The organism is Psychrobacter sp. APC 3279 (assembly GCF_030407795.1).
Lineage (GTDB): Bacteria > Pseudomonadota > Gammaproteobacteria > Pseudomonadales > Moraxellaceae > Psychrobacter.
In genome coordinates this window covers 63,693-75,103 of the sequence record NZ_JASDCR010000020.1, presented here as the reverse complement: position 1 = coordinate 75,103, position 11,411 = coordinate 63,693, and the positions used below count along the sequence as shown (strand labels likewise).

The 11,411-nt window shown below is 43.4% G+C and carries 8 protein-coding genes; 5 read left to right on the top strand and 3 right to left on the bottom strand.

Annotated elements, in window-relative coordinates; all coding sequences use genetic code 11:
• Window positions 1–266 precede the first annotated feature (266 nt).
• Together QL898_RS11350 and QL898_RS11345 are read left to right on the top strand one after the other, a co-directional pair.
• Window positions 267–1,559 carry an NnrS family protein gene (locus tag QL898_RS11350; RefSeq protein ID WP_356639180.1) on the top strand — a complete coding sequence of 431 codons (1,293 nt, stop codon included), beginning with the start codon at window positions 267–269 and terminating at the stop codon, window positions 1,557–1,559.
• Window positions 1,560–1,671: 112 nt separating this feature from the next.
• Window positions 1,672–2,187, top strand: coding sequence for an Rrf2 family transcriptional regulator (locus QL898_RS11345; RefSeq protein WP_290176877.1), 516 nt, complete (start codon window positions 1,672–1,674; stop codon window positions 2,185–2,187).
• Window positions 2,188–2,310: 123 nt separating this feature from the next.
• Here QL898_RS11345 and QL898_RS11340 read toward each other — a convergent pair whose 3' ends face one another.
• From QL898_RS11340 to QL898_RS11330, 3 genes are all read right to left on the bottom strand, one after another.
• Window positions 2,311–3,057 carry a hypothetical protein gene (locus QL898_RS11340; protein ID WP_290176876.1) on the bottom strand — a complete coding sequence of 249 codons (747 nt, stop codon included), beginning with the start codon at window positions 3,055–3,057 and terminating at the stop codon, window positions 2,311–2,313.
• A 120-nt stretch (window positions 3,058–3,177) separates the two neighbouring features.
• Entirely contained in the window at window positions 3,178–3,924 is a 747-nt protein-coding gene (locus QL898_RS11335; protein WP_201548611.1) for a hypothetical protein, read from the bottom strand.
• 313 nt (window positions 3,925–4,237) lie between these two features.
• A complete protein-coding gene (locus QL898_RS11330) occupies window positions 4,238–5,170 on the bottom strand; it encodes a prolyl oligopeptidase family serine peptidase (protein ID WP_201548610.1) in 933 nt (310 codons plus the stop codon).
• 572 nt (window positions 5,171–5,742) lie between these two features.
• Here QL898_RS11330 and QL898_RS11325 point away from each other — a divergent pair.
• From QL898_RS11325 to QL898_RS11315, 3 genes are all read left to right on the top strand, one after another.
• Window positions 5,743–6,897 (top strand): MFS transporter, encoded by a 1,155-nt coding sequence (locus QL898_RS11325; RefSeq protein WP_265089183.1) that lies wholly within the window; start codon window positions 5,743–5,745, stop codon window positions 6,895–6,897.
• 485 nt (window positions 6,898–7,382) lie between these two features.
• Window positions 7,383–9,053: a fatty acid--CoA ligase gene (locus QL898_RS11320; RefSeq protein WP_290176875.1), complete on the top strand. Its 1,671-nt coding sequence runs from the start codon at window positions 7,383–7,385 to the stop codon at window positions 9,051–9,053.
• A 313-nt stretch (window positions 9,054–9,366) separates the two neighbouring features.
• Window positions 9,367–11,388 (top strand): propionate--CoA ligase, encoded by a 2,022-nt coding sequence (locus QL898_RS11315; protein ID WP_290176873.1) that lies wholly within the window; start codon window positions 9,367–9,369, stop codon window positions 11,386–11,388.
• Window positions 11,389–11,411: the final 23 nt, after the last annotated feature.

The following is an 11,411-nucleotide window of genomic DNA, read 5'->3' as shown; positions in this document are numbered from 1 at the left end:
TTAATTCTCGCCCATTGGTCATCTCGTAGGGCATGGCGTCTTGTCATGAGGGTTTTACTCAGATTGCTAAATATAGAGTTACTATAGCTTATTCTAAAATAACTGTGCTAATTGATGACACGCCCTAGGTCATGGCCAAATAACAGTTAGCTTGATTTCTCTATTTTTATAATTGAGACGTCGATTTGAGAGATTGCCGTAGGCGCCGCACTTCGGTGAGTAAAGTATTTTATAGTTAGACTAAAGATTTATAAAGTTCATTTAAAATGAATGTTATAATTAAAGCCATCTATATTCCTAAGAAGATGGCTATGCACTCTATCAAGTTACCTAGCAAACCACCAAGCTCTCCATATCCTATCCTTAATTTAAGCTTTCGCATATTTTTTAGTTCTGCTGCGCTATTTGCTGTAGTAACGATGCTGCTATGGGCGTTTGTGTTTACTGGTCACACCGATATCGATGCACAGGTTTTGAACCCGTTATACTGGCATGGCCATGAAATGGTGTATGGTTATGCCCTGGCAGTGATAGCCGGGTTTTTGCTAACCGCGGTCAAAACATGGACAGGGGTGATGATGCCGCATGGCTATAAGTTGCTAGGTATCTTTATCTGTTGGTTACTGGCACGTCTGAGCTGGTTGTGTTTTGGGCTTGGCATAACGCTCATAGGTAATAGTATGTCGTGGTTATATATAGCAGCCCTTTTTGATGTAGTATTTGTCGCTTCGATGGCATATGTGATAGGTCAAGCAGTATGGCAAGTTAAGCAATACAAGCAAATAGGTATCTTGGCAAAATTGACACTGCTGACCTTTGGCAACGGACTTTGCTATTGGGGCATTATCAATGCTGATATGAACACAACTAAGATAGGTATTTATCTTGGGTTCTATTTAATTATCGGGTTAGTGCTGACGATTGGCCGCCGCGTAGTGCCATTTTTTATCGAACGTGGTCTTAGTATGGATATGGAAACGTCAGAACCCATTAAGTTACGTAATAGTAAGACACAAGATATCGCAAGCTTAGGGTTTTTCTTCGCCTTCTTTATTAGTGATGTATTTTATCCAAATAAGTATTTGCTGACGGTTACCGCGCTCGGTGTGGCAGTGATTAATATCGTACGTCTGATAGGGTGGTATCATCACGGTATTTGGCAAAAACCATTGCTTTGGTCGTTGTACATTGCATTTTTAGGCTTGTGTTTGAGTTTCTTATTGTATGCACTACAACCTTGGCTCGGTTATCCGCACAGCATCGCCATGCATGGACTAGCGATTGCAGGTGTTGGTATGATGACGTTAGCAATGATGACTAGAGTATCTCTGGGACATACGGGTCGCAGTATTCATCAACCGCCAAAAATGGTAAACGTTATGTATGGCTTGATGGTATTGGTATTTATCAGTCGCGTACTACTACCGCTAGTAGATATGAGTCATTACCTAATATGGATTATGGTGGCGCAAAGTGCTTGGATTGCATGTTTTGTGCTATTTTGCATCAGTTATCTGCCAATGTTGGCACGTCCTCGGCCTGATGGTTTGTTTGGTTAAAGCCGGCTAACGATACTGTTTACAAATGCTATGTCTAAACGTTATTACCAAAAATACGACTTATTTTGTCTGGCTTAATATATAAAATTTATAAAAATAGGAGCGCAAGTACATGCGACTGACCAATTATAGTGACTACGCGCTACGCTCATTGATTTATTTGGCTGTGAGACCAGATCCATCATTATTGGCTAATATTAGCGATATCGCTGACAGCTATGGTATTTCTAAAAGTCATTTGACCAAGATTATTCATCAGTTGGGCCAACTGGGTTATATAGAAAGTGTGCGCGGCAAAAACGGTGGTATACGCTTGGCACGTGCACCTAAAGATATAAATTTGGGCATATTGATCAAACAGATAGAGCCTGATTTTAATCTGGTAGAGTGCTTTGCCGTACCAGTGACCCGCAATGATAGTGAGCAGGATGCTCATCAGGCGGATTTGCCGGTGACTTTTATTGAAGAAAAAAAGAATAAATCACTAGGCTGTGTAATCAGTCCAGCCTGTCAGCTTAAAAGCGTGTTCTTTGAAGCGCTCACCGCATTTGTTAATGTGCTAGAGCGTTATACATTGGCAGACATCCTCGGCAATGAGGATGAGCTGGCGACATTGCTGTTTCGATAACAGCTTCGATAGTGGCTGCGATAATAGTTTTACTATTACTATGATCAGCTCACAAAAATGGGTCGCTAATATAGCGACCCATTTTTGTGTTTAGCAAAGATGTTTGTCAGAATACGATAAAAACTATGCTGCTTCTAACTTTGGACGAGCTTTCTTAATGGCTTTCACCAGTGCTTTCTCAAACCCACCTTCTTTGAACTGAACAAGATAAGAGTGCGCAGCACAGAAATTGCGTATGTCACGCCATTCATGAGCCAAATTAGTCGCCCAGTCGCAATATTGTGCGCCAGCATTTGGCTCGTTTTTCAGTGCTTTTTTGGTCGTAGGATGCAGTATTAGCTCAGGCAATACAGCTTCTAATAACTTTGTTGGTGGACTCATAAAAGTATCATCTACGTGTAAGCTTTGGCTGGCAGGGTGATAAGCCAATAACGAACCTGCATGAATCATCTCATTAGGCGATATATAGTAAATGCCCTCTGACATGGAAAACTTAAGCTCAGGATAGCGTGCAGCGACTGCGTCACTTTCTACCAAATCATCTGCCCAATTGATTTCTGACACCTTTTTATGGTGACGGCTACTGCCATAAAAGGTGGCTTGCGGGAAGTCTTTGGCCATTTGAGCACAGCTGACTGTATGAAACGGATGTACGTTAAGGACAGCTTCGACATCTTGACCATTGTTAGTGAGCGCCATAACCTCATCTCGAACATCACCCGTTAGGGCGTAACTGTCCAAAAAGATAAACTTTCCTGATGATAGCTTAACCAAAGAGCATTGAGTGCCGATATTTAGTACGCCACCGAGACGGAATGTTCCGCGTATGTTCCAAAATCCCGCGCCTAAATCATGAATGTGATCAGTCATTTATAATTTTCCTCATATAGTAAATGGAATAAAATATGTAAATAAAACAAGGCTAATTTTTCACTGTAAACTTTGTTTTTCGAGTTGTTTTAATAATATGTTTGCTAAAGGTTCACGCTTTTATGCTTTTTCAAGCTCAGGGCGAGCCAAATCAATCGCTGAGATAAGTGCTGTCTCAAATTGACCTTTATCAAATATAACCAATCCCGAGTGCGCGCCGCAAAAATGACGACCATCACGCCACTCGTGTGCCAGCTCTACTGCCCAATCACAATAGTGCTTAGCTGCATTTGGCTCATTTTTGAGCGCTTTTTTGGTAGTAGGGTGTAAGCCTAGGTTAGGCTGCACGGCATTTATTAACTTGGAAGGGGGTATCTCAAAGGTATCATCGACATAAATGCTCTGGCTAGCAGGATGATAGACCAATAAGGAGCTGGCATGAACCGTCTCGTCAGGTGAGATGTAATGCATGCCTTGAGGTATAGAGAATTGGAGTTCAGGGTAGCGTGCAGCAATGGCATCGCTTTCGACCAAGTCATCTGCCCAATTAACTTCAGGTACTTGCTCTGGATGTCGGCTACTGCCATAAAACGTCGCTTGCGGAAAGTCTTCTGCCATTTGAGCACAGTGTACTGTATGAAACGGATGAACATTGAGGACGGCTTCGACATTTTGACCATCATTGGTCAATGCCATGACTTGCTGACGCACATCACCAGTTAATGTATAGCTATCTAAAAAGATAAATCGCTCTGATGATAGTCTTATGAGCGCACATTGGACACCGATATCAAGGATACCGTTTTTGATAAATGATCCTCGAATACTCCAAAATCCTGCACCTAAATCATACATTTCATCAGTCATCAACATTGCTCCTTAATCGTTCATTTATTCAATCATTTTACTTGTTTATAGCGCCCTACAGTCGGTCCAATATAATTTGGATACAAGGCAGGCGAGTGAAAGTACTACAAGTTGTAGACTAAGCGGGCCTGACACCGTATCCAATTTATAGAATATTGACTATATGATTATTAATTTTTATGACAGTAAAGTCTGTAAGAAAAAAGATAGAAGCAATGTAAATGTGTAAAAATAAAAAAGAGTTGTTATTCAAGTGTCATCATCAGCAGTGAAAGCTGTCTGTCCTTCCTTTCGTAAGTAGGTTAAAAATAGCTTATAAACAGTCTTCGTAATCATAGGCTGATATACGAGTATCATCTTTGTAGCTTTCATTGCCACATAAGAATTTATCGAAACGGGCATCGCCGTTAATATAACGTTGCATCCATGCGATAGCAGGCTTACTTAATAGTTTCTCGTTAAAACGATGGCTGGCACAGAAATGACTGCCGTTGTTAATCTCGACCTTCATTTTTGGACCGTCAGCTTTTTGATAAAAAGTATTGGTGTATTTTTTATTCGGGGCGATACGGTCATTTTCACAAGCGATGAATAGAGCAGGCGTATCCATCGCGCCATAGCTCGTATCGTGATAGGGTGTTTGTGCAATGATGGCTTGCACCGTACTGCGTTCAGTTGCCAATCGTAGCGTACCGCCGCCGCCCATTGACCAGCCAATCGCGCCCAAACGATTTGGATCTATCATATGCCCCACTGTTTCATCAGCGACAAGGTGATCGAGAGCCGCGCTCAATTGCTCAGCACGGCTATCTGGATTATCGTAAATGGAGCTAGTATTAATAGTGATAACGACAAATCCCCAAGAGGCCAAACGCGGTCCCCACCATTTGATAGAAGACTCATAAGACACATAACCTGGCACTACCGCGATACCACCTAGCAGACCACAGTTAGCAGCATCCGTTGGATAATGTATGGTACCGCCACCAAAGCCATTGGCTGATTGGCGACTCACATGCTTGGACTTTATAGAAAACGGACCGTTATCACGTGTTTTTGTGAGCTCAGTAGCAGTGATAGCGTCATCCTTTATACAGTCTACTGCCGCTAGTGAGTTTGTAGCGTCGAGTGTTGATCTAACTGGGTTGAGGCTTTTAACGCTAGTCTCGGATACAGTTACTTCTGCTATAGCCATTGTAGAGAAAACCAATGTGCTCATCGCGATCATAAGTTGTGAAAGCATCATATTTTTCATCATAGTAAATTGTATTCTAAAAGGTTGTGTGGTCGTGCATGTCTATGGGTTAGAAAAGATAGACGTAGGTAGTGATTGTTAATTGTCAACGTCATCAATCGTTAAAGCAGTTAAGTACTCAACAAGTGCGTCAAGAGCATCTAACCATACTATCCTGTATATGCAGTAAACGTAACTTTGATCATGAACTTGTGAGTCGAAAGCTGTCTTCACCGTCTCAAGTCGAAATGTGATTCCTAGTCAAGTTTTTCTACGATAATCTCGAATCCAAATAAAGAATCTATCAAGAGGCAATAACACTTTTAAACCTGAGTATATTAGTGAATGTGCTACCATAATTTGCTTGTCATTATGATAAGCATTTATCGTTTAATAACGGTGATTTTGCTTATACATTTAGCAAAAATCACCGTTATTTCTCTCTATCATCCACGCCAGTGACGGTTATTATTTACAGTCATGGTATAACCAATATAGTCAGATCCCCTGTGAATAATTCTAAAGATCAGATCCAAGATATAACAGCTGTGCCACCTGTCACCTCCAATCATTCAACATCGTGGATATTGAAGCTCACAATTGGCCTGATAGGTATGTTTGCTTTTTTGCAAGTGTACTCTATTCAAGCGGTGCTACCGGTCATGATGGTGGACTTTGCTGCGACCGAAGTACAGGCTGGCATGATCGTTGGTGCCACTGTGTTAGCCATTGCGATTATGTCACCATTTCTGGGTATGCTCTCCGATGCAGTCGGGCGCAAGTCGTTTATCGTTGGTGCTTTATTGTTTTTAGCGATACCGACAGCGCTTATTGCCCAGAGCTCGAGCATTGAATGGGTCGGCATTTGGCGTTTTATGCAAGGATTGTCTGTACCGGGTATTACGGTGGTGACAATTGCCTATATCGGTGAGGAGTTTGAGGGCCGGGCAATGACTGAGCTGATGTCCTTTTATGTGTCAGGATGCGTGCTTGGCGGCTTTATGGGTCGGTTCTTGTTAGGGCATTTACATGAGCTGATTGGCTGGCGTCATGGCTACTATGTGATGACGGCGATGACGCTATTGGGGGCAATATGGGTTGGCAAGATGCTACCATCGTCTCGTCACTTTGTGGCAAACCCCAATTTTCGCTCAGCGATACAGACGTTAGGTGAGCATGTCACCAATCGCTATGTGGTAACAGCATGTCTGCTTGGCGCTTGCGTGCTGTTCTCCCTTGTAGGCTGCTTCACTTTTATCAATTTACATTTGGCAGATAAGCCTTATGAGCTTGGTACTGGTGCGCTCGCCAATATCTTTGCAGTATATTTGCTTGGTGTTATTATCACGCCATTATCTACGACATTGCTACGTCGGTTTGGCTCAGCGCGTACAGTACGGGTGGCTATCGTCGTATCTATGGTCGGATTGTTATTAACTTTGGTCACGCCATTATGGGGGGTGATCATAGGACTGGCCATTATGTCGTCTGGTGTATTTATCACGCAGTCAGCGACCATCAGCTATATTGCAGTCAATGTGAAAAAAGGCCGTTCATTAGCATCGGGTCTATATTATATGGGCTACTATACAGGCGGTACGCTAGGGGCATGGCTGGGTGGCATAGCTTATGCGCGAGGGCAGTGGTCTCTTACCGTATGGTTGTTATTGTTTGTGCAGGTATTGGCGTTATTAATAGCCAGTTTTGGGATGATTAAAACCACGGTACGTACGAAGTGATTGGCTGTCTGATATAGCATAGGTGTGGTCGGCCATCTTATGATACTTAATGTAAGACCGCTTTACACAGCGCCGCTTTTTTCTTACTATCAATAACGATGTTAGGGTCTGTTGAACATTCAAATATTAGGGCTGCTGATTGCTAAAGGTGCACCAAACGAGGCGCAAGCCGACGATAATGTCGAGACCTTAGCTAGGTTTGCAACAACGTTTGGGGTGATTTTAGCATCAGCCTTTCAGGGCAGTACTATTTTTTGCCAATATATGGCGAAATTGTCTAACCTAGAATGACTAGGCGTCAAAAATTGCACTGCATATTGTCTAAAAAATAGTGACTGCCAGCACCACATTTGAATGTTTAACAGACCCTATTATTATAAAAATTAAAATGGTTAGCGCAGTAGATTTTATGCTGCTATTAACTTGATTGTTATTATTATTGTTATTTACCCCTTATAAGTACGACAAACAAGGAAGTCAGTTCTATGTCAAACATTTACCACAGTGCACCATCTGCCTACGATTATCCATTACTGGTCAAGCAATTATTAAGCCGTGCAAAAACGGTATCGCAAGATCAAGAGATTGTGTATGCGGACAAAAAGCGCCTAACTTATAAAGAGTTGTTTGAGCGGATCAATCGCTTGGCCAATGTATTGGCAGACTTAAAGCTTGATGCAGGTGATGTGGTTGCCGTGATGGATTGGGACAGTCATCGCTATCTTGAGTCTTATTTTGCCGTACCAATGTCAGAGTACGTTTTACAGACCGTCAATATCCGTCTATCGCCTGAGAAAATTCTTTATACCATCAACCATGCCAAGCCTAAAGTACTGATGCTCAACTCTGAGTTTGCGCCATTGGTTAAAGACTATCAGTTTGAAAATTCAAGTATTGAGCATATTATCTGGCTTGATGACAACGGTGTCACTGCTGAAGGTATCTTTGGTAGTAATCAAAGCCGTGTCTCAGGCGAGTATGAAGCGCTATTAGAAGCTGCCAATAGCGAATTTGATTTTCCAGATTTTGATGAAAACACCATCGCAACGACTTTTTATACGTCAGGCACGACAGGTGATCCAAAAGGGGTCTTCTTTAGCCATCGTCAGCTAGTGCTACATACACTAGCAGAAGCGGCAACCTTGGGTATGCTGCCTGATAAGCAAGGCGTGAGCTATGGTGATGTCTATATGCCGATGACGCCAATGTTCCATGTGCATGCATGGGGTTTTCCGTTTACAGCAACGATGGTTGGTCTAAAGCAAGTCTATCCAGGTCGCTATGCACCTGATACGTTGATGGATTTGATTGTCAATGAAAAGGTCAGTATCACCCATTGTGTACCAACAATTTTGCAGATGGTGCTCAAAGAAGCACAAGATCGCGATGCCAGCTTTAATGGTCTAAAGATGATTATTGGTGGTTCAAGATTGACCGAAGGACTAGCCAAAACGGCCATGGCCCAAGGCATTGAGGTCTATACAGGCTATGGTATGTCAGAGACCGCCCCGCTTATTAGCTTAACGGGTTTTAGTCTCGATGAGCCTGAAATGACTGAAGAAGAAGACATTGCTCGTCGTTGTATGACAGGTAAGCCAGTGCTTATGGTTGATGCTCAGGTATGGGGTGAAGGCAATAAGTCAGTGGGAACTGGACCAGACAATACAGGCGAGCTGGTATTGCGTGCGCCTTGGTTGACCCAAAGCTATCTCAAAAACGATGACGCTGGCAAAGAGCTATGGGAAAATGGCTACATGCATACCCAAGATATCGCTTACATACGTCCTGATGGCTATATCAAAATCACCGATCGCTTAAAGGATGTGATCAAATCAGGTGGTGAGTGGATTTCATCACTAGAGATTGAGACCATTTTATCACTACATCCGTCAGTAGCCGATGTGTCAGTGATTGGGGTGCGTGATAAGCAATGGGGTGAGCGTCCATTGGCTTTAGTGGTATTAAAGCCTGATGCTAAGGATACCAGTGCTGATGATATCAAAGCGATTGCAGAAAAAGCGGTAGAGCGCGGTATCATTCCTAAGTATGGCGTACCAAGCCAGTTTAAATTCGTTGATGAGCTACCAAAAACTTCCGTTGGCAAACATGACAAAAAAGTCATGCGTGAGATGTATGCCAATCAAACTGAGATATAATTAGTATTAGTTAAATGTTCAAATATTTGTATTCGTCAAAATGTAGCGCGTATTACACGCTTAATAGTTGACCTTTTCGATAGGCTCTGCTACATTTTAAACCGATACGATATGTATCGGTTTTTTAATTCTGGCAAGGATGACCAGTATTTACTAAGACATGGTTTTTTATAGTTGAAGCATTTTAGAGTTGGTATCAGCCAGTTGCACGCAGATAGTGCGCCGTGCGAGGTGATTACCGTTACAACTTATTGAGTGCCTTAACTATAAAATACTATTGCCTCATTTCTCGTTTATGCTAAGGACAGCTACTATGAGCGACCATTCCCAATCTCCAGTTTCCACCCAAGCAACAGACACGCCAAACTTCGCTGATATTTATCACGAGTCTATTACGGATCGAGAGCAGTTTTGGGCTGAGCAGGCGAAGCGTATCTATTGGCATAAAGAGCCTGAGCAAATTTTAGATGACAGTAATCTGCCTTTTGCCAAATGGTTTGTCGGCGGCGAGACCAATCTTTGTTATAACTGCGTCGATCGTCATCTAGCAGACCGTGCAGAGCAAGATGCTTTTGTGTGGGTGTCATCAGAGATTAATCAAGAATTGATAGAAACCTTTCCAGCGGTTGTTGATTCTTTTAAAGATTTGGGCAATAACGTCGAGTTTTATACAGATTATACCAAGCGTCGCCTGACTTATAATGACTTGTATAAAGAAGTTAATTACTTTGCTGATGTGCTACAGCGTCACGGTATTGGCAAGGGTGACCGTGTCATCATCTATATGCCAATGATATTGGAAGCGGCTTATGCCATGCTGGCGTGTGCGCGTATTGGTGCCGTCCATTCAGTCGTATTTGGTGGGTTTGCTGCCCATAACTTGGCTATCCGTATGGACGATGCCGAGGCCAAAATGGTCATTACGGTAGATGCAGGGCTACGTGGCGGTAAGGTCGTCAATTATAAAAACCTAGTCAATCAAGGCGTCGAGCAAGCGACTGTCAAACCAGAGCATGTGCTAGTGATTAATCGCGGTATATTGCCATTTGAAACCAAAGCGATCGATGTTGATTATGCGGCCGAGCGTCGTCATAGCTGTGAGGCCAATGCAGTCGTAGAGCCGGTTTGGCTTGAGTCCAATACCCCGTCCTATCTACTTTATACTTCTGGTACTACTGGCACACCAAAAGGGGTACAGCGCGATACAGGTGGTCATGCAGTCGCGCTGACGACGTCGATAGATTATGTCTATGACGGCAAGGCGGGCGAGACGTTCTGGGCGATATCTGATATTGGTTGGGCCGTCGGGCATTCTTATACGATCTATGCGCCGTTACTGTCGGGTATGACCAGTATTATGTATGAGGGCTTGCCGCATATGCCAAACCCAGGTATTTGGTGGCGCATCGTCGAAGCTAACAAAGTTAATATTTTATTCACCGCACCCACAGGCGTGCGTATGCTCAAAAAGCAAGATGAAAGCTGGATGACGCGTTACGATGTGTCTAGTGTGAAGTCGTTCTTTCTCGCAGGTGAACCGCTTGATGAATCGACGGCTAGTTGGTTGACTCAGCACCTAGGCGTACCAATTTTAGATCACTATTGGCAAACAGAGTCTGGTTGGCCAATCTTGAGCCATACGCCAAAATTCAATCATAAGCCGCACAAGCAGGGGTCACCTGGTTACCCGATGTATGGTTATGAGGCGCATGTCATCAATGAGGAAACGGGCGATCCTTGTCAGGCTGGCGAAAAAGGATTACTTGCGATTAAAGCGCCACTACCACCTGGCTGTCTCACCACGGTATGGCGTAACGATGAGCGCTTTGTCAGCAGCTACTTTGGTCTCTTTGATGGCCAGCAGTATTCTACCTCAGACTATGCAGTGACAGATGAAGACGGTTACTTTTACATCTTGGGGCGTACCGATGACGTGATAAACGTCGCAGGCCATCGAATAGGCACGCAAGAGATAGAAGAAGCAATCAGTACTCATCCAGAGATGGCAGAATGCGCTGTGGTAGGCATCCAAGATGAGCTAAAAGGCGAGCTACCAATTGCGTTCTGCGTCCTAAAAGATCAATCGCAAGTCGAAACCACCGAAAACCGCTTCCGCATTGAGCAGCAAGTCATAGGTGCTGTGGTCAAATCCTTAGGCGGTATTGCAAGGCCAGCGGCCATTTATTTCCCGCAGGCATTGCCAAAGACGCGCTCTGGCAAAATCCTACGCCGATCTATTCGGGCGTTAGCAGAGGACAGGCCTACAGGCGACATGTCGACGCTTGATAATCCAGCCGCTATTGATGCGATTAAGCAATCGATGAAGGATTATTGATTGGTATAAATTAGCCTCATACA

What these genes read in the sequence shown, in the direction of transcription:
- QL898_RS11350 (WP_356639180.1), top strand. Translation starts at nt 267, where the DNA reads ATGAATGTTATAATTAAAGCCATCTATATTCCTAAGAAGATGGCTATG.
- QL898_RS11345 (WP_290176877.1), top strand. Translation starts at nt 1,672, where the DNA reads ATGCGACTGACCAATTATAGTGACTACGCGCTACGCTCATTGATTTAT.
- QL898_RS11340 (WP_290176876.1), bottom strand. Translation starts at nt 3,057, where the DNA reads ATGACTGATCACATTCATGATTTAGGCGCGGGATTTTGGAACATACGC.
- QL898_RS11335 (WP_201548611.1), bottom strand. Translation starts at nt 3,924, where the DNA reads ATGACTGATGAAATGTATGATTTAGGTGCAGGATTTTGGAGTATTCGA.
- QL898_RS11330 (WP_201548610.1), bottom strand. Translation starts at nt 5,170, where the DNA reads ATGATGCTTTCACAACTTATGATCGCGATGAGCACATTGGTTTTCTCT.
- QL898_RS11320 (WP_290176875.1), top strand. Translation starts at nt 7,383, where the DNA reads ATGTCAAACATTTACCACAGTGCACCATCTGCCTACGATTATCCATTA.
- QL898_RS11315 (WP_290176873.1), top strand. Translation starts at nt 9,367, where the DNA reads ATGAGCGACCATTCCCAATCTCCAGTTTCCACCCAAGCAACAGACACG.